Origin of the sequence: Paenibacillus sp. FSL R7-0272, assembly GCF_037969905.1 — a bacterium.
Classification (GTDB): Bacteria; Bacillota; Bacilli; order Paenibacillales; family Paenibacillaceae; genus Paenibacillus; species Paenibacillus polysaccharolyticus.
This window is the reverse complement of sequence record NZ_CP150221.1, coordinates 3742257-3765144: the sequence shown is the minus strand read 5'-3', so window position 1 is coordinate 3765144 and position 22888 is coordinate 3742257. Positions and strand designations below refer to the sequence as shown.

The 22888-nt window shown below is 43.8% G+C and carries 21 protein-coding genes; 18 read left to right on the top strand and 3 right to left on the bottom strand.

What is annotated here, in order from left to right; genetic code table 11:
* The first annotated feature begins 20 nt into the window (after positions 1-20).
* The 11 genes from mutL to glnA all read left to right on the top strand — a co-directional run bounded on the left by mutL (position 21) and on the right by glnA (position 14461).
* Entirely contained in the window at positions 21-2438 is a 2418-nt protein-coding gene (gene mutL, locus MKY23_RS16615; RefSeq protein ID WP_339830905.1) for a DNA mismatch repair endonuclease MutL, read from the top strand.
* 17 nt (positions 2439-2455) lie between these two features.
* On the top strand, positions 2456-3241 hold the full coding sequence (locus tag MKY23_RS16610; protein WP_339830903.1) for a class I SAM-dependent methyltransferase: 786 nt from the start codon (positions 2456-2458) through the stop codon (positions 3239-3241).
* The gene (miaA, locus tag MKY23_RS16605) at positions 3222-4178 is read left to right on the top strand and encodes a tRNA (adenosine(37)-N6)-dimethylallyltransferase MiaA (protein ID WP_339830901.1); all 957 of its coding nucleotides are present in this window, start codon (positions 3222-3224) and stop codon (positions 4176-4178) included. The genes MKY23_RS16610 and miaA overlap by 20 nt, the downstream gene beginning before the upstream one ends.
* A 553-nt stretch (positions 4179-4731) precedes the next feature.
* Positions 4732-4974: an RNA chaperone Hfq gene (gene hfq, locus MKY23_RS16600; RefSeq protein WP_090916826.1), complete on the top strand. Its 243-nt coding sequence runs from the start codon at positions 4732-4734 to the stop codon at positions 4972-4974.
* Positions 4975-5141: 167 nt separating this feature from the next.
* Entirely contained in the window at positions 5142-7817 is a 2676-nt protein-coding gene (locus MKY23_RS16595) for a PBP1A family penicillin-binding protein (RefSeq protein ID WP_339830899.1), read from the top strand.
* A gap of 301 nt (positions 7818-8118) precedes the next feature.
* Complete coding sequence (locus tag MKY23_RS16590; protein ID WP_339830897.1) at positions 8119-8682, top strand: DUF402 domain-containing protein; 564 nt, start codon at positions 8119-8121, stop codon at positions 8680-8682.
* Between the two features lie 113 nt (positions 8683-8795).
* Entirely contained in the window at positions 8796-9767 is a 972-nt protein-coding gene (locus tag MKY23_RS16585; protein WP_154890485.1) for an AAA family ATPase, read from the top strand.
* Between the two features lie 112 nt (positions 9768-9879).
* Complete coding sequence (gene hflX / locus MKY23_RS16580) at positions 9880-11166, top strand: GTPase HflX (RefSeq protein ID WP_339830894.1); 1287 nt, start codon at positions 9880-9882, stop codon at positions 11164-11166.
* 86 nt (positions 11167-11252) lie between these two features.
* Positions 11253-12506: a methionine gamma-lyase family protein gene (locus tag MKY23_RS16575; RefSeq protein WP_339830892.1), complete on the top strand. Its 1254-nt coding sequence runs from the start codon at positions 11253-11255 to the stop codon at positions 12504-12506.
* Positions 12507-12588: 82 nt separating this feature from the next.
* Positions 12589-13002 (top strand): MerR family transcriptional regulator, encoded by a 414-nt coding sequence (locus tag MKY23_RS16570; RefSeq protein ID WP_056689944.1) that lies wholly within the window; start codon positions 12589-12591, stop codon positions 13000-13002.
* A gap of 130 nt (positions 13003-13132) precedes the next feature.
* Positions 13133-14461 (top strand): type I glutamate--ammonia ligase, encoded by a 1329-nt coding sequence (gene glnA / locus MKY23_RS16565; RefSeq protein WP_090916813.1) that lies wholly within the window; start codon positions 13133-13135, stop codon positions 14459-14461.
* Positions 14462-14701: 240 nt separating this feature from the next.
* Here the strand turns inward: glnA and MKY23_RS16560 are convergent, their stop codons facing one another.
* Positions 14702-15043 (bottom strand): hypothetical protein, encoded by a 342-nt coding sequence (locus MKY23_RS16560; protein WP_339830890.1) that lies wholly within the window; start codon positions 15041-15043, stop codon positions 14702-14704.
* Positions 15044-15095: 52 nt separating this feature from the next.
* Positions 15096-15407: a hypothetical protein gene (locus tag MKY23_RS16555; protein ID WP_154983557.1), complete on the bottom strand. Its 312-nt coding sequence runs from the start codon at positions 15405-15407 to the stop codon at positions 15096-15098.
* Positions 15408-15912: 505 nt separating this feature from the next.
* On the opposite strand from MKY23_RS16555, the gene MKY23_RS16550 reads away from it, so the two are divergent.
* Complete coding sequence (locus tag MKY23_RS16550; RefSeq protein ID WP_339830886.1) at positions 15913-17217, top strand: aldehyde dehydrogenase; 1305 nt, start codon at positions 15913-15915, stop codon at positions 17215-17217.
* 170 nt (positions 17218-17387) lie between these two features.
* Here the strand turns inward: MKY23_RS16550 and lexA are convergent, their stop codons facing one another.
* A complete protein-coding gene (lexA, locus tag MKY23_RS16545) occupies positions 17388-18014 on the bottom strand; it encodes a transcriptional repressor LexA (RefSeq protein WP_090916776.1) in 627 nt (208 codons plus the stop codon).
* 295 nt (positions 18015-18309) lie between these two features.
* On the opposite strand from lexA, the gene MKY23_RS16540 reads away from it, so the two are divergent.
* From MKY23_RS16540 to MKY23_RS16515, 6 genes are all read left to right on the top strand, one after another.
* Positions 18310-18687: a LysM peptidoglycan-binding domain-containing protein gene (locus tag MKY23_RS16540; protein ID WP_339830883.1), complete on the top strand. Its 378-nt coding sequence runs from the start codon at positions 18310-18312 to the stop codon at positions 18685-18687.
* A 95-nt stretch (positions 18688-18782) separates the two neighbouring features.
* Entirely contained in the window at positions 18783-18992 is a 210-nt protein-coding gene (locus MKY23_RS16535; RefSeq protein WP_339830881.1) for a DUF896 domain-containing protein, read from the top strand.
* A gap of 132 nt (positions 18993-19124) precedes the next feature.
* Entirely contained in the window at positions 19125-19637 is a 513-nt protein-coding gene (locus MKY23_RS16530; RefSeq protein ID WP_090916770.1) for a hypothetical protein, read from the top strand.
* Between the two features lie 28 nt (positions 19638-19665).
* Positions 19666-20457, top strand: a complete 792-nt coding sequence (locus MKY23_RS16525; protein ID WP_339830879.1) for an HAD family hydrolase — start codon at positions 19666-19668, stop codon at positions 20455-20457.
* A gap of 613 nt (positions 20458-21070) precedes the next feature.
* On the top strand, positions 21071-22000 hold the full coding sequence (locus tag MKY23_RS16520; protein ID WP_339839498.1) for an ABC transporter permease subunit: 930 nt from the start codon (positions 21071-21073) through the stop codon (positions 21998-22000).
* Positions 22001-22012: 12 nt separating this feature from the next.
* Positions 22013-22885 (top strand): carbohydrate ABC transporter permease, encoded by an 873-nt coding sequence (locus MKY23_RS16515; RefSeq protein ID WP_339830877.1) that lies wholly within the window; start codon positions 22013-22015, stop codon positions 22883-22885.
* Positions 22886-22888: the final 3 nt, after the last annotated feature.

Sequence of the window (22888 nt, the reverse complement as noted above, 5' to 3'; positions counted from 1 at the left end):
AACCGGGAGGAGGAGAATCTGTGGCGAAAATTCATGTGCTTGATGAACATATTGCCAATCAGATTGCGGCAGGTGAGGTTGTTGAACGGCCTGCATCTGTCGTAAAGGAACTGCTGGAGAATGCAGTGGATGCAGGGGCCTCCAAGATTGAAGTGGCAGTGGAGGAAGGCGGTCTGCTTCGCATCCGGGTAAAGGATAACGGCTCAGGCATAGAGCCGGATGATCTGGAGACAGCTTTCTACCGCCATGCGACCAGTAAAATAACCCACGGACGTGACCTGTTTCAGATCACAAGTCTCGGGTTCCGCGGAGAGGCGCTGCCAAGTATTGCAGCCGTCTCCAAGGTGGAAGTGCTGACCGCTAGTGGAGACGACGGGCGGGGACGACGAATCGTGATTGAAGGCGGCAAGCTCTGCACTCACGAGGATGCTGCATCACCACAAGGAACGGAATTTGTGGTTAAGGAGTTATTTTACAATACGCCTGCAAGACTAAAGTATATGAAAACCATTCAGACCGAGCTGGGACACATCTCGGATGTGTTATATCGGATGGCGATGTCGCATCCGCATATTTCGTTCACTCTTCGGCACAATGAGAATACGTTACTGCAAACGCTGGGTAATGGTGATCTGTTACAAGTGGTTGCGGCGATCTATGGTACGAGTGCGGCTAAAGCGATGCTGCCTATTGAGGGCGAAAATCTGGATTACAAGATCAGCGGTCTGATCAGTCTGCCGGAATGGACACGTGCGAATCGTGCGGGGATGTCAACGATTGTGAACGGACGATATATTCGCAACTATGGATTAAATCAGGCGATTCTGAAAGCCTATCACACGTTGCTCCCTATTAATCGTTTTCCGCTCGTGGTACTGCAGTTGGAAATGCACCCTTCACTCGTGGACGTGAACGTTCACCCGGCGAAGCTGGAGGTTCGCTTTAGCAAAGAGGCGGAACTATACGAGTTTGTGGAAACCACGTTGCGTGGGATTTTAAGACAAGAGGTATTGATTCCACAAGTACGGAAACAGCAGATTAGACGTGGAGATGACAATTCGTTTATCCAGGAACAATTTCTATTCCCTCGTGGACCTGTGAAAGAGCAGGAGGTAAGTGAAGGATACGGTCAACAAGGCCCGCTTGTTAAAGTACTGAAAGACAGTAGAGACGGTACAGATGTGAAGGCCAACAAAGATGTGAAAGACAACAAAGAAACGTACTCCTCCAAAACGCTGCCTTCAAATTCAGTGCCATCATCTCGCTCAGCATCTACGATTTTGGAAGACGATCATTCTGATCTGGATGCACCAGCGGAACTTGAAATAGCGACAGGAACAGGCGCAGGCGTAGCCGCAGGTATTGAGGCAGAACCAGCATTACAGCAGCAGAATTCTTCCGTTTTCGGGTTTACGCCTCCTTTACCCCAAGCACCGCCAGAATCTACGCCAGCGTATGGACCGCTTGATCTGTTGAATGGAGCAAACCTTGATCAAAGGAATAGTCCTGTGCAGGGGAACACGGATGAGGATCGAGGTGTGGGCACCCCTGTACCTTCGAATACCAACGTAGCTGAAATTCAACGTGAGAATACAGGCGCACATTCTCGGAACAATGCGGGTGAAGGCACAGAGGCTCATGCCGGTGAAGTAGCTGCTACGGGCACATCTGAAACCCCAGCGGCTACCGGGAGTCAAACCGAAGCGTATCGTGCGCCATCCTACAGCGCTCCAGTAAGGGAAAGCCGTACGCCATACACATCGGCTGGTCAAAAAGGAGAACGTAGCTGGAAAAAAGCATCGATACCTGATCCGGCCAAACTGTCGGCTGCAATGCACGCAGATCCTTCTATGCCTGCGTTCCCTGAACTCAGTCTGATTGGTCAGCATCACGGAACGTACTTGATTGCACAAAACGATGAAGGGTTATATTTGATCGACCAGCATGCGGCGCATGAACGGGTAAATTACGAGTACTATTACGAACAGTTTGGCAATCCGGCTCAGGCCTCACAGGAGTTGCTACTGCCGATTACCCTTGAATTCACACCTTCCGAGACAGAAAAGCTAAAAGCAAGACTCGCCTGGTTTGAACAAGCGGGGGTATATCTGGAGCATTTCGGCGGCCAAACCTTCCGTGTGCGTTCTCACCCCTACTGGTTCCCCAAAGGGGATGAAAAAGACATTATTGAGGAAATGTCGGAATGGGTTCTAAGTGAGCGTAGCATTGATGTGGCTAAGATGCGTGAAGCCGCTTCGATTATGTGCTCCTGCAAAGCCTCCATCAAAGCGAATCAAAAGCTTACTGACCGGGAAGCGGAAGTGTTGATTCAGCGTCTGGGTTCATGTCGGCAACCGTACACGTGTCCGCACGGGCGGCCAATAGTAATTTCTTTTTCAACATATGATCTGGAAAAATTATTTAAACGAGTGATGTAGTTTTATAGGGGGATATTATGTATATAACGACGGGTGACAAGGAGGCGGCTTCTCTGGTAGAACGTGCGCGCGCATTGGCCGCTAAGACTGGAGGCACCTATGTAGCACGTAACAGAACATCTCTTCCCAAATTGCTTGAGAAGTATAAGGTTCAGGAGATTCTGGTGGTGCTGAAAGGGAGAGCGCGCTTGTTCCGGAAAGATGCATCCGAGCTTGAATTTCACCCGAGTATGGGATTTGTACGTGCCAAACGTGTGTTACGGGGAGAACCTGATCCGATGCTGGAAGCAGGTGCTGTACGCGAAGGAGATACGGTTGTGGATTGTACCGCAGGGCTCGGCTCGGATTCACTCGTTTTTGCGGTGGCGACAGGTGTTCAAGGACGTGTGATTGCCTGTGAAAGCTCCGCGCCGCTCTATACACTTCTACTTGATGGCATGTCTCATTATGAGAGCAACGAACCATCCATAGACGAGGCGTTCCGGCGCATCGAACTGCGAAATCAGGATCATCTGGAACTGCTTCGTTCGTTGCCTGACCATAGCTGTGATACGGTTTATTTTGATCCGATGTTTCGTGAACCGATGATGGATTCGAGTGCAATCAAGCCTTTACGGGACTATGCCAATGCCCGTGCATTAGCGGAAGAGAGCATTATAGAGGCGAAGAGAGTCGCACGCAAGCGAGTGGTCATGAAAGAAAAACGCGGCAGCGCAGAGTTTGAAAGGCTTGGATTCCAGGTGCTGGATCGAGCGAATGCAAAAACCTTGTACGGAGTGATTAATGTTGAAACCGGAAGTTAAAACAAAACCAAAGCTGCTGGTGCTGGTTGGACCGACAGCTGTAGGCAAAACAAGATTGAGCATTGAGCTGGCACAGGCTTTTAACTGCGAAATCATATCGGGAGATTCCATGCAGGTTTATCGTGAGATGGATATCGGAACGGCGAAAATAACGACGGAAGAAATGAAGGGCATTCCCCATCATCTGATTGACATTCATGAGCCGGAATATCCGTATTCCGTAGCTGAGTTTCAGGAAAGTTGCACACGTTTGATTCCTGAAATTCATGCACGGGGTAAACTGCCTTTTATCGTGGGTGGCACGGGTTTGTACGTGGAATCGGTCTGTTATGGCTTTCAATTTTCGGACAGTGGTTCAGATGAAGCTTTCAGGGAAGAGCAGTTCAGTTATGCTCAGCAGCATGGGGCACAGGCACTTCATGATCGGCTCAGGGAAGTTGATCCAGCCAGTGCGGATCGTCTTCATGCGAATGACCAACGGCGAATTGTACGTGCGCTCGAAATTTTCCATCTTACAGGAGAGAAATGGTCGGAGCAGCTGGCTGTTCAGAAAAAAGAGTCTCCGTACGATCTACTCATCATCGGTTTGACGATGGATCGCCAGAAGTTATATGCACGAGTCGAAGAGCGAATCGATCTGATGATCGAGCAAGGACTGGTCGATGAGGTAAAAGCATTGATGGAACGCGGAGTCGCGCGAGGTCATATTTCTATGCAAGGCTTGGGCTACAAGGAGATTGCCGCATATTTGCAAGGTGAAGTTAGCTGGGATGCTGCAGTGGAGTGGCTTAAAAGGGATACACGACGCTTTGCGAAACGTCAGTTGTCCTGGTTCCGTCATATGAAAGATATTCAGTGGGTGGACATGACGGACACTGGAAATTTTGAAGGCCAGTTTAAGCAAATAAATGATTTGATTACACATACATGGAATTAAACAAGTCAGACAAGACCTCTACTTTTCGATGAAAAGTTGGAGGTTTTTTATTTTTGTTCAGGCATGCTATCCATGTATGAAAAAAGGGTTCTCTCAAAATGATTCAAAATGATTCAAATCACTGATTTCAGGATAAGATTTAAGTGATCATTCTTCGGAAATTTGAGGTTTTGAGATCGAAGGTAGGAGGAACTGATCTGTTATTCAGTCTGCTACGTAACGTTCTCATAGAGAAAATGGTCGTTCCTGTGTGGGACCATTTACTAGTAGTGTGATATTACTTAACACGGTATAACGCATTAAAACTTGTTTAGTGGAGGCTTGTTATACAGTTATTACGTGAAATTTGTTCCTCTTTTGCAAATCTGTAAGGCGGTGTATAATGGATAAGTCTACTAATTTTATAGCCTCTCCTCTAGGAGATGTGAAAAAGGGACAAGGGGTTTTTGTGGATTATATGAAACTGTTCATGATATAATAGCACGAAAGCTACTCAGCGATATTGAATAATACTTACACTACGAATTCAAATGAACCAATGGGGGTACGGCTAATGAACAAGTCCATCAACATCCAAGATACGTTCTTGAACCAACTGCGGAAAGAAAACATTCCGGCTACGGTCTATCTGACCAATGGCTTCCAAATCCGCGGGACGATCAAGGCATTTGACAATTTTACGATCGTCATTGACAGCGACGGACGCCAGCAAATGGTCTACAAGCATGCCATCTCCACGTTCACGCCGCAACGCAGCGTATCGCTGATGCAGCAAGACAACGGCGGCGAAGCTTAAAAAATCCGAAACCTTTTCACAAACCATTTCGTCTACAAGTATAGGTATTGAAACAGAGCAACCTAATAAGGGTTGTTCTTTTCATTCCGGGCAAAATAGGTTTAATATAAGCTTGTGCTTGCCAGAGAAATAGAAAACATGCAACTGAAAGGGAGTCAGGAGGTAACATGCCAAACGATCCGTTATCGAGGTCTAATAATCGCAACACCAATAACAAGTCAAACCAAAAAGCGAAACCTAAGACCTCTAAAAAGAAAAAAATTACGGGGAAACGCGTTGGATGGACTTTGTTTTTCACCATGGCAGTCGCCATATTCTGTGCGCTAGGCGGATATTTGTTTATTTTAATTAGTGGTGAACGCCTGCTCACAGCCAACATGGATAAAACAACAATCAATGAAACGTCAAAGGTCTATGATCGCAACAATAATATTATGGGCGAGCTGTCAATCAAAAAGCTGGAACCTGTGGAATCCGATGATATTCCGAAATTGGTCAAAGAAGCCTTTGTTGCTACAGAGGATAAACGATTCTATGAGCACCAAGGTGTAGATATCTGGTCCATTGGTCGTGCAGCCGTCAAGGATATCATGGCACGTTCCATGGTAGAGGGCGGTAGTACGCTGACCCAGCAACTGGCCAAAAATATGTTCCTGTCGCGTGATAAGACGTTTTTCCGAAAAGCAACCGAAGTATCGATCGCGATGGCGCTCGAACGTAAATTTTCCAAGGATGAGATTTTGACGATGTACCTGAACCGGATTTTCTTTGGCCATCAGCGTTACGGGATCAAGGCTGCATCGGAGTTTTATTTTGGGCAAGGGGATTTGAAACAATTGAAACTGTGGCAGATCGCTACACTGGCTGCTATGCCTAAAGGGCCATCTGCATACAATCCGCTAAGTAATCCAAATGATTCGAAAACGCGTCGCGGTGTGGTATTGCAATTAATGTATGAGCAAGGTTACATCACCGAGGCGGAGATGAACGAAGCGAAGGCCGTGGTCTATAAATATACACCGCCTGAGAAAGATAGAAAGTATCAAGCCTTTATTGACTATGTGCTCCGTGAAGCAGAGCGTGTAACGGGCATGACGGAAGACGATCTCAATATTGGCGGTTTCAAAATCTATACAACAATGGATGCACAGGCTCAAACAGCTGTGGAGAATGCTTTCTCGGATGACAGTTTGTTTGAGGCAAGCAAGGATGATCAACAGGTTCAAGGTTCGATGGTCATTATGAATCATGAAAATGGCAGTCTTGTTGCCTTGTTAGGCGGACGTGATTATCAGACCAAAGGATATAGTCGTGTAACGCAAAGCCGGAGACAGCCAGGATCAGCGTTTAAACCAATCGTATCTTACGCTCCGGCTCTGGAGACAGGAAAGTACAGTGCGAACTCGCCGCTGAGCAATGAGAAGCAGTGTTTCGGAAATTATTGTCCGGGCAACCTGCATGGATACTCTTCTACGATCAGCATGACCGATGCCATAACAAAATCGGAAAATATCCCTGCTGTATGGTTGCTGGATAAGATCGGGGTAAATACCGGAGTTAATTTTGCGAAAAGTGTAGGCATTCAGCTGACGGACCAGGACAAAAACCTGGCAATCGCTCTGGGTGGTCTTAGCAAAGGTACGAATACACTGGAGATGGCTCAAGCTTACAGCTCCTTTGCTAACCTTGGTGAGTATCAGCAAGCTTACTCCATAAAAAGTATTGTGGATAGTAGCGACAAAACCATTTACAAACATGATAAATCAGAAACCAAACGTGTAATGAGTGAACAGAACGCATATCAGCTTACGCAGATGTTGCAAAACGTAGTAAATGACGGTACCGGACGCTCCGCTCGTCTGGATCGGCCAGTAGCCGGTAAAACGGGAACTGTGCAAAGTGGTATTGCTGGCAACAGTTCGAACCGTGACGTATGGTTTGTCGGGTACACCCCTGAGTGGACTGGTGCTGTCTGGATGGGTTATGACAATCCGGATGCAAAACATATGCTTAAGAACAGCAGTAAGCTGTCTGCAGCGTTTTTTGCCAAAGTCATGGGAGATGCATTAAAAGGTGTCCCTGTGAAAGAGTTCAAAACGCCAGCCGGCTCTCAGGCACCTCCTCCCGTGGAGGAACCACAGCAACCGACATTATCAGTGAGCGGATTGAATGGATCCTATGATCCATCTACTCAGACCGTTTCACTTAGCTGGACTGGAACGGGAGACGCGAATACGCAGTATCGTGTCTACCGGAAGGAGACTTCGGAAGCTCAGTTTACTCATCTGATCGATGCTGTTGGTTCGACAAGTGCGCAGGATTTAAGTGCGTTACCGGGGCTAACCTATGAGTATTATGTAACGGCTTATGATACGGCTTCCGCACAGGAAACCAGCCCATCCAATACCATTTCGCTTATGATCGAAGCTCAGGAGATTAATCCGCAGCAACCAGATCCGGGTACAGATCCTGAAACAGGTACAGATCCTGAAGTGCCAGGCACGGATAATCCGGACAATGGCACGGGCGCGGGCGATAATGGTAACCCGAATAGTAACAACGGTAATGCAAGCGAGAATGGCAACAATGGTAATGGGAATAACGGAAACAGCGGAAATGGTAATGGCAACAATGGCAACAATGGTGGATCGGGTCCTGGCAATGGTCAACCGGACGGTGGTGGTACTCCGCCAGGACAAGGAACGACTGATCCTGGAAGTGACGGCTCAAGTGATGGTGGAGTGAGTACACCGGGTCAAGTCGTTACACCAGATAGTGGAACCAGTGGAGACGGCGGAGGAACAGAAGTTCCTTCTACCCCTCAATCCGGTTCAGGAGGATAAGATTCCTATTTCACAATAGTATATATGTGTTCACAAAACTGCTTCCCGGTTCGCCGGTGAAGCAGTTTTTGCTTTGTGTGAACAAAAGGAAGGTTACAATTGGATATCCAAAATCATGTGAACCATGAATAGCAACATAACAAGCTTAGTTTTGAGTGTATCCTTTAAATATGGTAAGCTGTAGCTATTCGTAATACGTTGTATAGAGCAGATTCATAGCAGTTGTTCTCTATCAGACGTATAAATGTTCACCAATCCAAAATGCAGATCATAGATCTGCAGTCGGCAAAGAGGGGTTCGTATGAAACGGAAATTCGGGGATCGCGCAAACTGGCGCCGGATTACGAACCGACAATTTACATGCCGGTTCGTTCAGTCCAAAATTTTCACAGGTTACATTACGCTGTACACCATACAGGATTTGAAAGAACCTTTGTGGAAGACGTATGGAGGTACAACCTTCTGTATTGCTGACAAAGGATATTCCTGGCTTCAGTATTATCCGAAGGGAGAGCACTTTGTTGTTACAGCCATGTTTGATGATCAGCAGCAAATTGTAGAGTGGTACATCGATACTTGCCGTAGCCAGGGAATTACCGATCAGGGTGTTCCTTGGTTTGATGACCTCTACTTGGACGTTGTTGTGCTGAAGGACGGAGAGATCTTTTTGCTAGATGAGGATGAGCTTGAAGATGCCTTGTCACGGAAACACATTACAACCGGAGATTATGATCTCGCGAACAAAACGGCGAAGGAACTGCTCCATGCCATTGATGCTCATGTGTTCCCATACTTTCAGTTATCACTGAAGCACAGAAAAACGTTATTTGAGAACGGTGAGTTTCGTAAAAACATCCAGGTCTAAAACGAATTTTTCTGACCAGAACTTTTCTTGTACATCCTTCTAATATCTGGACACCTGATAGAATACATTAATAATCAGGAGAGATCAGCCCGATAAAATAGAGGTGATGGCGAATGAACGGACGGGTCATGGCTGCAGGAGGGCAACCGGGAGGCAGACCATCCAGGCAAATTAATGTGGTACTACGTAACCAGGAACCTCAAATACTCGCTAAAGATGAAGCACTCTCGGTACAAGCGGCTAAAAGTATAACAAAACATGCGCATTTTCAGGAGATTCAGGGTGAACTTGAGCAACTGGTGGGACTCGAAAATATCAAAGATTTGGTGTTCGAAATTTATGCATTTCTTCAGATTGCGCAGATGCGCTCCGAGGCAGGTCTGCTAAGTGGTGCACACGTGTATCATATGATCTTTAAAGGCAACCCCGGAACGGGCAAAACGACGGTAGCCAGAATCGTAGCCAAAATGTTTCAGAAAATGGGCGTGCTGAACAAAGGGCATCTTATTGAAGTGGAACGTGCTGACCTTGTGGGGGAATATATTGGTCATACGGCTCAGAAGACCAGAGATTTGGTTAAGAAAGCCCTTGGTGGCATTTTGTTCATCGATGAGGCGTACAGTCTGGCTCGCGGCGGGGAGAAGGATTTTGGCAAGGAAGCGATCGATACACTTGTAAAATCAATGGAGGACCATAAAAACCAGTTTATTCTGATCTTGGCGGGATACTCGGAAGAAATTGATTTTTTTCTACAAACAAATCCGGGTTTACCTTCCCGCTTTCCGATTCAGGTTGAATTTCCAGACTATACGATTGACCAGTTGATCCAAATCTCTGAGATTATGGCCAAAGAGCGTGATTATATTTTGATGCCTCAGACCATACTCAAGTTAAAGCAACATCTTCTTCAGGAAAAGAATGATTCGTTGCACGCGTTCAGTAACGCCAGGTATGTAAGGAATGCAATCGAGAGATCAATAAGGCATCAGGCTGTTCGTTTGCTGGAGCAGTACTCGGATGGAAGTCCGGGTAAGCTGGAGCTCATGACTATTCGTACAGAAGATTTGAAGTTTGAACGAAAGTAAGCGATAATAACCTTTTAACAGAGCCGGCCGGGCTAACCGGTTCGGCTTTAACCATGCCACGGGCATTTCGTGGTTTAATGTATTTATACGGAGCAGGGGAGTGGGTATATATATGACAATGGGTACGCACGATACAGATACAACCAAAAAAGACCGAGCAATATTAGTCAGTCTGGTCACCGATGAAGTGAAGCGTTCAGGCATTAATCATGAGTATTCAGTACAGGAGCTTGTGAAGCTGGCTGAAACCGCAGGAGTTGAAGTTCTCAGTATATTAACTCAAAACCGGGAAACAAGGGATACGAAATGGTTTATCGGTAAAGGTAAAGTGGAGGAACTTCGTTTGGTTGCGGACGAGTTGGGAGCAACGACAGCAATATTTGATCAGGAGTTGTCTGGCGCTCAGGTCCGAAATCTGGAAGAGGCTTTGGATCTGAAAATTATTGACCGTACACAGCTGATTCTCGATATCTTTGCACAGCGTGCCAGTACACGAGAAGGCATTATTCAGGTGGAACTGGCGCAACACAGCTACTTGTTGCCGCGTTTGTCGGGGCACGGTAAAAATCTATCACGACTTGGTGGCGGCATCGGGACAAGAGGCCCAGGTGAGAGTAAGCTGGAGACAGACCGTCGTCATATCCGGGGACGGATCGATGATCTAAAGCGTCACCTTGAAGAGGTCACACGTTATCGTAAACTGCACAGAGAGCGCCGTAAAAAAGCAGGGATTATTCAAGTTGCTTTAGTAGGTTACACGAATGCAGGTAAATCAACATTGTTGAAGCAGTTAACCGCGGCGGATGTATATATTCAGGATCAACTTTTTGCTACGCTCGATCCAACATCACGTACGATGGAGTTGCCGAGTGGTAAAGAAATCGTACTGACGGACACCGTTGGTTTTATTCAGAATTTACCTCATGATCTGGTTGCGGCTTTCCGCGCGACACTGGAAGAAGCAAATGAAGCTGATCTGATTTTACATGTTGTAGACGCTTCATCCGAAATGCGTGACGATCAGATGAGCACAGTTAATACCATTTTGCAGCAACTTGGTGCAGGGGACAAGCCTCAGCTTGTTCTGTATAACAAAAAAGACGCTTGCACGCCGGAACAACTACAGATGCTTCCTTTGGATAAAAAGCATATTAAAATAAGTGCACTTGATGAATCAGATTTGATCAAGGTTCGTGAATTGATTCAAGCCGAACTCACAGGCGATACGAAGCGATTCCGTATTCCGGCAGAACGTGGGGATCTGACATCTGTACTCTATAAAATCGGAGATGTTGTAGGAACGGAATATGATGAGAACGATGTCATCTATCAAGTCGAGTTACAAAAAGGTGAATATGAGAAGTATGCATATTTACTCGAAGATTTCATTGAACTGTAATATTCATGACATATTAATGTGATAAGTTGACACGAGAATTGATTCGAATGCGTCAGTTTCGTGCTATAAAAGGGGAATGAAGCAAGATGGCAAGGTTCGATCCAACTATTCTAGAACTTCAACATCAGGTGGAACGTCAGATTGAGGGACAACTTCATCAGGTTGATCGTATTGTAGATCACAATCAATGGAAGGTTATCGATGCCTTTCAGCGCAGAAAAGTAAGTGATTATCATTTTGCGGGCTCCACGGGGTATGCCTATAACGATCGCGGACGTGAGGTGCTCGACGAGGTGTATGCGGATGTGTTTGGGGCAGAAACCGCACTGGTGCGTCCTCATTTTGCCTCAGGAACACACACGATAAGTACGGCCCTGTTCGGCGTATTACGTCCAGGAGACGAACTGTTGTACATCACAGGTAAGCCCTATGACACATTACATAAAGTGATCGGCAAGCCTGGTGATGGAACAGGGTCTCTCCGTGATTTTGGGGTTAGCTATGCTGAAACTGAACTCACAAACGCAGGGCAAGTGGATTGGGAAGCGGTGGAAAAGTCTATTACGCCTGCAACGAAGGTTATAGGTATTCAGCGCTCACGCGGTTACGACTGGCGTTCTTCGTTTACAATTGAGGAAATTGCAGATATGGTGGCACGTGTTAAATCGTTGAAACCAGACGTTATCGTGTTTGTGGATAATTGTTACGGCGAATTTACCGAAGAACGGGAACCTACGGAAGTAGGTGTGGACTTGATGGCAGGTTCGTTGATTAAAAATCCTGGTGGTGGGCTAGCAGAAACCGGAGGATACATATGTGGTAAAGAGAAGTATGTACAACTAGCCGCGTATCGCTTGACTGCACCTGGTATTGGGGGTGAGGTAGGTGCTATGTTGGGGACAACACGAGGCATCTACCAAGGACTTTACATGGCTCCGACGATTGTTGGTCAAGCGATTAAAGGAAGTATTTTTGCTGCGGCGATGTTTGCTGCATCCGGATTTGTAACCAAGCCTGCGTGGGATGAGCCGCGTACCGACCTGATTCAAGCGGTGCAATTCAGCTCTGCGGAGCATCTAATCGCCTTCGTGCAAGGCATTCAGCAGGCAGCAGCTGTTGATAGCCATGTTGTGCCTGAGCCTTGGGATATGCCTGGATATGAGCATCCTGTCATTATGGCGGCAGGTACGTTTATTCAGGGAGGAAGCTTGGAGTTATCCGCCGACGCACCGATTCGAGAGCCTTTTATCGGTTATATGCAAGGTGGGTTGACTTACTCTCATGTTAAATATGGCGTTTTGATGGCATTACAAGCGATGAAAGATCGTAAATTATTGTGAGTTTATCTAACATGTCATTGACACTTTGTAACAACTAAATGTACAATAGGGTCAAGAATAGATGACTGGAAGGTTGATGAACATGGGCGACGAAATTCGCAGAAATATGGCCTTATTCCCGATCGGTATCGTAATGAAACTTACCGACCTGTCCGCGAGACAGATTCGTTATTATGAGCAGCATAGTCTAATTGTTCCTGCAAGAACTTCAGGGAATCAGCGTTTGTTTTCCTTTAACGATGTTGAGAGATTGCTAGAGATTAAAGCTCTGATTGAAAAAGGAGTTAACATTGCAGGTATCAAGCAAGTGATGAATCCTGTCTCGAAAGAGTCTGAAGAGGCAACGGTGATTACACCGGATACGGAAGTTAAACGTAGAGAGCTGTCCGATACGCAACTGCACCGCTTGCTGAAGCAACAGCTGGTGTCAGGCAAAAGACCAGGTCAAGTATCTCTCATCCAAGGTGAACTTTCTCGTTTTTTTAATAAAAAATAATCGGTTCACCTAACGAGGCGGGTAAGGTGAATTTCAAACTTCTGATGTCAGACTCCTTGACCCGTGGAACATTCTAATGTACAAATATAACATGCAAGCCAAATACGCAGATAAGAAAGGGAGAGGAATCATGAGTTATACAAAAGAAGACATTCTCCGCATCTCCAAAGAAGAAAACGTACGATTCGTTCGATTGCAGTTCACCGACTTGCTGGGAGCGATTAAAAACGTTGAGATTCCTGTAAGCCAGTTAACGAAGGCTTTGGATAACAAAATGATGTTTGATGGTTCTTCCATTGAAGGTTATGTTCGTATCGAAGAATCCGACATGTACCTCTATCCGGATCTTGACTCTTGGCTTATTTTCCCATGGGTATCCGATAATCGCGTCGCGCGTTTGATCTGTGACGTATATCTGCCAGATGGCAACCCATTCCCAGGTGACCCACGTGGCATCTTGAAGCGAAACCTGAAGGAAGCCGAAGAAATGGGATTCACTTCCTTTAACGTTGGTCCTGAACCAGAATTCTTCTTGTTCAAAACGGATGAAAAAGGAAATCCAACAAACGAACTGAATGACCAAGGTGGATATTTCGACCTTGCACCAACAGATCTTGGTGAAAACTGTCGTCGTGATATCGTTATTACACTTGAAGAAATGGGCTTTGAAATCGAAGCTTCTCACCACGAGGTAGCTCCTGGTCAGCATGAGATCGACTTCAAATATGCGGATGCATTGAAAGCGGCAGACCAGATCCAAACGTTCAAACTCGTTGTTAAAACGATTGCACGTCAGCATGGATTACATGCTACGTTTATGCCAAAACCATTGTTCGGTATGAACGGTTCCGGTATGCACTGTAACCAATCCTTGTTCCGTGGCAATGAGAACGCATTTGTTGACGAGTCGGACGAACTGGGCCTGAGCAAAACTGCACGTCACTTCATGGCTGGAACTCTGAAGCATGCACGTGCGTTTGCAGCAATCACTAACCCGACTGTGAACTCATACAAACGTCTTGTGCCAGGTTACGAAGCACCATGTTACGTAGCATGGTCTGCAAGTAACCGTAGCCCAATGATCCGTATTCCAGCTTCACGTGGTCTGAGTACTCGTGTTGAGGTTCGTAACCCGGACCCAGCTGCTAACCCTTACCTCGCTTTGGCTGTTTTATTGAAAGCAGGTCTGGACGGAATCAAACGTGAGCTTTCCTTACCAGCTCCGATTGACCGCAACATCTACATCATGTCAGAAGAAGAGCGTGTGGAAGAAGGCATTCCTAGCTTGCCAGCTGACCTGAAAGAAGCATTGAACGAATTGATCCGCAGCGAAGTAATCTGTGACGCTCTCGGCGACCACGCCCTGGCTCACTTCTACGAGCTCAAAGAAATTGAGTGGGACATGTACAGAACACAAGTCCACCAATGGGAACGCGATCAATATATCACGTTGTACTAATCTCCGAATCCCTTGCGCCATCTGGCGTGAGGGGTTTTTCTTTTTGTGGGTAAATAATTTCTAGGTTGAAATGAAAGGTGAGTACCCACAGAATGACCGTATCCAATAAGATGCAGGAAACATAAAAACGGCGCTCCTCATGGGAGCGCTGTTTTTATGTTTAATTTATTCTATTTAGGGCGTTCTAACAGTGGCGACTTGATTTAGTAACTAAAATAAACCCACTTTGTTTATTAATAGCTAATAGCTTACATGAAACTTAAAAAGGATGATATAACTACCGTGGTTTGCACTTACAACTGTGAGCCCGGGTCGAATAGGAGTCACCAAAAAATCAGGGCCAATATCACAAGCGCCATCACTATAGATTACATCATAAGTGTAGCCGCTATACCATTGACCAGGTTGGCCTACTTTTAGGTAAATGTCTCGCTCAAAAAATGCTTGAGGTGCTATCACTTGAGAAATTTCCGATAGCGATAAAGCAGGTGCTGAAATACTTGTATCCGCAGCGAAGGACGTAGAACCAATTGAAAAACATGCAGATAAAGCTAATAAGCCAGCAAGTAATTTCTTTATCATGAAATCTTCGCTCCCTTTTATTATGCTCATGAATTCATTCTAAAAGAATAAATTATTCCATCTTAGTTACGTAACCCTCATAGTTTCCGTAATATAATCCGTTTGAATAGGTAGTAGATGTTAATGTTAGTCTTCCATACCAAACGCCATCAGCATAAGTGTAGGTCTGTGGAACATAACTTGCATTTCCATATTTATTGTTAACGTCTGAGTATCTTACATATTTCTGGGTTGCCTGAATCGTAATACTTTGTGAAGTTAATGAATCTTGAGAAGAGGGTGAAGCGGCAGCAAATGATGTTGGAACAGCGACGATTGCCACAATAACAGTTAAAGCTCCAAGTGAATACATTTTCTTTTTCATACAAATACCTCCTAAGATTTGTAATGAATTTATGAAACTTTACTCTCTGAAAATACCATATTACTCAATGTAAAATAATAACATTTGTCACATGGTTTACTATATTTATCCTCATATCACATCCAAACATATATGAAGAGAAAATAAGAAATTCAAAAATCAATGTGTCAAGCTTCTGCATTACATAAGTTAGAAGGTATGATTTATATTTGTGCAAAGTAAATAGTTATATAATTGTGAAATCTCTAAATGAAAACTAAACTCAAATAAGAACATGGAGAGTCAGAAATATGATAAATTCAATATCTGAAAAATTCATAAAAGAGTTAAGAACATACAAGCAATCGCTGAAAAAATAAAGAAGTATACGTCATGCTTTCCACTTACTTTGTCTTTTTAACATCTGTCCTGTTTCAAATGTATGTTGATAGTTTCATATATTAAAGATATAATTAATTTGATTTTGGGCAATATAATTTTTAGAAATTAATTGGAGATGATATTTTTGGAACAACAAGCGAAACAACTTGTGACTACACAACGTACGTTTTTTAATACAGGACAGACTAAACCAGTGGAGTATCGGATTCAGGCTTTGCAAAACTTGAGAGAAGGGATCGAGAAGTACCAGCAACGTATTCTGGATGCGCTTCGTGCTGATCTCAATAAATCAGAGGCTGAAGGATATGGGTCGGAGATTCGCATTGTATTGGGTGAATTGGATTACACGCTGGAACATCTGCGTGAATGGGCTACACCACGTAACGTTCCAACGAGCTCTGCAATGCCAGACGCGGTTAGTACGATTTACCCTGAGCCTTATGGAGTTGCTCTGATTATCGCGCCTTGGAATTATCCGTTCCAACTGGCGTTTGGGCCGCTAATCGGTGCAATTGCTGCAGGGAACTGTGCTGTGATCAAACCTTCTGAGCTTACACCAGCGACGTCTCGTTTAATCAACGATCTTATTCAGGACATATATCCTGAGGAGTACATTGCTGTTATGGAAGGAGAGGTTGAAACGAGTACAGCATTGCTTAATGAGAAATTCGATTATATTTTTTTTACAGGCAGTACAGGGGTTGGTCGTATTGTCATGAAAGCTGCAGCAGAGCACTTAACTCCAGTGACGTTAGAGTTAGGCGGTAAAAGTCCGGCCATTGTGCATCAGGATGCTGATCTGAAGCTGGCAGCACAACGTCTTGTGCGCGGTAAATTTCTGAATGCAGGTCAAACCTGTGTTGCACCGGACTATTTATTAGTAGATGAACAGGTACATGATCAACTCATCGAGGAAATCAGAGCCGAGGTTCGCGATAAATTTGGGGATGATGTGATGCAAAATAAGGATTTTCCTCATATCGTTAACACGCGTAACTTTGATCGTTTGACCGCTTTTCTTACGAATGGCAAGACTTTAATGGGAGGGCGTGCGAATCGGGATCAGCTTATGATTGAACCGACAGTTCTTAGCGATATTGATTGGGACTCACCAGTAATGCAGGAAGAGATCTTTGGACCTATTCTGCCCGTATTTAGGTATCGTGATTTGAATCCAATGCTCGATGAAATCGTTCGTCGGCCTAAACCACTCGCTTTGTATTTATTTACTGAAAATGAAGCTTTACAGGAGCAGGTATTGAATCAGGTTTCTTTTGGTGGAGGCTGTATTAATGAGACGCTATCTCACATGACCTCGCATTATTTGCCATTTGGGGGTGTGGGAGAGAGTGGCATGGGTTCTTACCATGGACAACAAAGCTTTGAAGTATTCTCACATCACAAAAGCATTCTTAAACGCACTAAATAATCTCTTGCTCAGCGCATTCACTTACGCATTCACTTATTAGAGTAGTTTGTAAGTAAATGATATGACTGCAACTATTAAACCAAAAGAAAGAGGTTGTCCTGTTGATCAGGGCAACCTCTTTCGGATTCTATCAGGTAGAACGTATTAGCAATTTAATAAACCAATATGCATTAATGAATATCGCGGAAAAGACCAATGACCTTGCCAAGAATACTAACGTGTTTTAACCGCAACGGTTCTAATGTAGCATTTTCCGGTTGAAGGCGAATGTGATCCTTTTCCTTATAAAAAGTCTTCACTGTTGCTTCATCGTCCTCAGTCATGGCAACGACAATGTCACCATTATCAGCGGTTTGCTGCTGACGAACGATTACATAGTCTCCATTAACAATACCAGCTTCAATCATACTGTCCCCAACAACGGAAAGCATAAATACTTTCTGTTCCCCTACATAATGTGTAGGAAGTGGGAAGTAGTCTTCAATATTTTCTGTTGCCGTAATCGGCACACCAGCTGTTACTTTACCCACGACAGGAATTCGTGCAACGCTGTGGGCGAACTGATGAGAATGCTCAGACTCTTCCTGGCTTAACAATTCAATCGCTCTTGGTTTGGTTGGGTCACGTCTAATTAACCCTTTCTTCTCCAAACGATCCAAATGTCCATGTACTGTGGAACTGGAAGCCAGTCCAACGGCTTCACCAATTTCTCTTACGGAAGGAGGATACCCCTTCAAACGGACTTCATTTCGTATAAACTCCAGGATAGCCTGTTGCCTGCTGGATATCTTCGACATACCGTATCAACCCCATTTTAGTAACGTTTGGGAAAATTATAACATAGAACCTCCGTTCGTACAAACATAAGTTCTAAAGAAATCATATTATTTCTATATTTTTTTCGATTCAGACTCATTAGTTTTTTGGAAAAGAGAATTTAATTGTTCTTTTACGAGAATTTTTAATACGAAAAAAGATGTTTTAATGTCGAAAAAAGAGCGAACAATTGTTCTAAAAAAGTCTTGAACAAAACAAATGTTCGTGTTATATTGATTCCAAGAGATAGGAACAAACGTTTGGAGGCGGGGGCAAATGAGATATTCTACGTATCAGAGTATTTATAAACCAGTAAATTCAGAAGCTGTAAAGTCTAATATAGGGCAATTCAGAACGTTCGTGACACGTCTTAAGTTCTCTAAGGGATTGATTAAGCTGGCAATTGCTTCATTAATTATATTTATTGGATGTAGTACAGTGCTAACTGTCTTTGCTGGTAACGAGAATGATCTACTACCTGGCGGTAAAATTGCTGTATCACAGGGAGAAACATTGTGGAGTATTTCTTTGGAACATAAACCAACGTCGATGGATACACGTGTATATATAGAAGCAATCAAAAAAGTGAATCAAATTGAATCAGCAACAATCCAGACAGGACAAGTTCTAATATTACCTCAGTTTGTTAAATAGAGTGCGCATCTATACAGGTTGGCGCGTACTAACTTGACAAGCCGCCTTTCTCATGTCAAAGTTAATATGACTTTGTATTTTTGGAGGGGACAAGCTTGGATATAGATAGTCTGGTAGCACGTATTAACGAATTGGCTCGCAAGCAGAAATCCATTGGACTATCAGAGGAAGAACTTGCTGAACGTGCCAAATTGAGAGAAATTTACCTGGGTAACATTCGTAGCAACTTCAGACAGCAACTCGATTCAATTGAGATTGTTGACGACGACAAGGGCCAAGGCCACCAAGGCAAACTCAAACATTAATTTACGAAACCTAAACATATCGTTATGATATTTAGGTTTCTTCATGTTAGCTGGGGATGCTTACTATAAGGGGGAACATCGGTTTGCAGTATAATTATGTAAGCCGATACAAGACACATAAGGGGGATTCACATGTCACGGCGTTCGTTCGAGAGAACGGTTCGGAAAAATTCGAAGCAATTGAATCAGCAACGTAAAAAAAGCGGTCAACCAATCACAGGAAATCCAGGTGAGGATATTTACAAAGGCAGAAGCCTTTTGTTCCCTATCTTTTTAATTGGTTTGGCGTTTTTGTATCTGTTCATGAGTACTTTTTTAGTGAAAGCACCGATGACAACCTGGGATTGGGTCACAATGTTGCTCTATGTATTTTTGGCTGTCATTTTTATGCTACGCCGTCCTTACGTTAAAATTAGCAGTAATCGAATCATCACAACGAAGGGGAATCGTGAACGATCGATCGGGGTTGACGATATTATCAAATTCCGTTTTGAGCCAGGCACTGTTGTTATTGAGCACAACAGTCGTGGAAAAAGATGGGTTTTCACCAAGTTGTTAAATCGTTACGATACAGAAGCGATTACCGAGCGGTTGCTGAAATTTGCAAAAGCACACCAGATTACCGTAGAAACGATTGATAAGTAATTAACGTGTAAAGGGGCAGATGATCGGAATGGCGTTAAAAGCGATTATGTTTGACCTGGATGATACTTTATTATGGGACGAACGGAGTGTTCGAGAAGCCTTTCATGAAACTTGTCTGATTGCAGCAGCAGAAACAGGTGTTAATGCTGAGGCACTCGAAGAGGCTGTTCGTAATGAAGCGCGTGAACTATATGAATCTTACGAAACGTTTCCTTTTACCAAAATGATTGGAATTAACCCTTTTGAAGGACTTTGGGCGAACTTTACGGCAGGAGAACAACCGGAATTTCGTCAGCTTGAACAATTGGCTCCAATTTATCGCAAGGAGTCTTGGCGCCGCGGTTTACTAAAGCTGGGTGTCGATCAAGAAGAGCTTGCAGAGCGCCTGGCCTCACAGTTTGGTGCAGAACGTAGATCGAGACCTCATGTATATGAAGAAACGATGGATACGTTGCGTCATTTGCAAGGAAAGTACAGATTGTTGCTTTTGACTAATGGATGTCCTGCTTTACAGCAAGAGAAACTTGATGGTGTTCCGGAGTTATCTCCTTTCTTTGATGAGATTATTATCTCAGGTAGCTTTGGTAAAGGTAAGCCAGATCCATCCATTTTTGAGCACGCTCTAAGTAGACTGGGTGTTCAACCAGAAGAAAGTATGATGGTAGGCGATAAGTTAACAACAGATATTCGTGGTGCGTTGTCTTCAGGTATTCGTGCAGTATGGATTAACCGGGAGAACAAAACAAATAATGAAAGTTATTCACCGAACCACGAGATTAAACATTTGTCTGAATTAGAGGGGCTTATTGCAAACTTTTAAAATCATAGATGACATAAAATCTTCGTCCAAATAGCTGTTCATTTAACATTGGTTATGACATGAATGATCGTTTGTTCATGTATCGTAACCAATGTTTTTTTGTTTTAATGCATTCCATGTAAGAGTGTTTTTAATGCATTGTTAGGGGCGATTATTTAAATTTTTAATGAAAAGTTATTGAAATTAAAAAAAAGCTGCTTTAGAATACAACTAACATACTAGTATGACTAGTTTTTATTTCTACAATATTTCGAGACCATTCACTGATCAAACTACAAGTACATTTTCAGATGAATGAAAGAAGAAAAAGGCGAATGATTTAATCACTATTTTGTAAGCGCTTTATAGAATGACTGATCAATTCAACGACATTCAAGCAATGCATGCTCAGTCAGGTTTCACACGTTTGCATATGATTGGATGTACATATATTCCAAATTGATACCGTTTACATTTTTGATTTTGTAGTGGAGGTGAATCGAATAGACAGGTATCCTCTACAACACGAGGAGAGAGAAGACTTGTCAACAACGATTAAAGTATCTTTCTTAATCAAGTTATGGATCGGAGTGAATGACACATGGAGTCAGAAACATCTAAGGCAACGATACCGATGATATCTTCACGTAAAGAAAGCAAGTTGCGAACAGCTGCCATATTGATTCGTAAAGATTGGCAGTTGTACTCGCTACTCGTTCTTCCCATCATTTATCTGATTATTTTCAAATATGGTCCGATGTTAGGTAATATTATCGCTTTTAGACGATTTGTCCCGGGTGGCAGTATTTTTGGAGAAACCTGGGTTGGGCTAAGGTACTTCAAAATGTTCATTGAGGACCCAACATTCTGGCGAGTTTTCAGTAACACACTTATGCTCGGCGGGCTTGCGTTGTTATTTACGTTTCCCGTGCCGATTATTTTCGCACTGATGCTTAACGAGGTGAAGAGCAAACGATTTAAAAAATTTGTGCAAACAGCGTCGTATCTGCCTCACTTTCTATCGATTGTTATCGTAGCCGGTATGATTCTGCAATTAACGGCAGTGAACGGATCAATTAACGGTCTTGTTGCTTTTTTTACAGGAGATAACATTCCATTCATGCAGAGAGCAGAGTGGTTCAGAACCATTTATATCTCTTCTGAAATCTGGCAGGGGATGGGTTGGGGAGCCATTCTATATCTGGCAGCTCTAACTACGATTGATGATTCTTTGTATGAAGCAGCTCGTATTGATGGAGCGAATCGCTGGAAGCAAACCATTCACGTAACGATTCCAGGCATCTTGCCAACGATTGTCACGTTACTAATTTTGAACATGGGGAACTTCCTGGCTGTAGGTTTCGAAAAAATCTTACTTTTGTACAATCCGCTTATTTATGAGACTTCAGATGTAATATCGACTTATTTATATCGTGTAGGTCTTGAATCCAGCAACTTCAGTTATGCCACAGCAATTGGTTTGTTTGAATCGATTATTGGGCTGACTCTGGTTTTCTCTGTAAACGCAATCTCACGCAAACTGACACAACGAAGTTTATGGTAAAGGAGGAGCACCATGCAGGAATCAAGATCATACAAGGTATTTAAAGTGTTCAATGTCACTTTCTTGCTGTTTATCGTTTTTATAACACTTTATCCCTTCCTTAACGTTGTTGCCCAATCCTTCAGTAGTGAAGCGTACATCAATTCAGGCAAGGTAAGTTTGTTCCCGAGAGGGTTCAATGTGGATACGTATAAAACCATTTCAAAGGACAACATGTTCTGGTTGAACTATAAAAATACGATCATTTACACTGTGGTGGGAACTTTAATCTCAATGTTTATGACGACGATTTTTGCTTATGCATTGTCTAAAAAAAGATTGATGGGACGTAAATTTCTGACCATGTTTGCCGTGTTTACGATGTTTTTCAGCGGGGGTCTGATTCCTAACTACGTACTCATTAATTCCCTTGGTTTTAATAACACCATGTGGGCACTGGTTGTCCCAGGTGCAATCAGCATATATAACATGCTCATCATGAAATCCTTTTTTGAGAACATGCCAGAAGAGTTAGAGGAAGCAGCATCAATTGACGGGTTAAACACGTACGGTATTTTGCTTCGTATCATTTTGCCTCTCAGTAAAGCGGTCATGGCCACGATGGTGCTGTTCTACGCTGTTGGACATTGGAACTCCTGGTTCCCTGCCTTTTTGTATTTGGACAAAAAAGAGCTGTTTCCGGTCACGATCTATTTGCGTAATATGATTGCCGGGGCAACGAGTGGTGCCACTGCGGGAGCGACCTCTGCGGACAATCTCACTCAGATTGCTGCTAACATCAAATCGGTAACGATGGTGTTAACGATCCTGCCTATATTAACCATCTATCCATTTGTACAGCGATATTTTGTAACGGGTATCATGTTGGGTTCTGTTAAGCAGTAACCT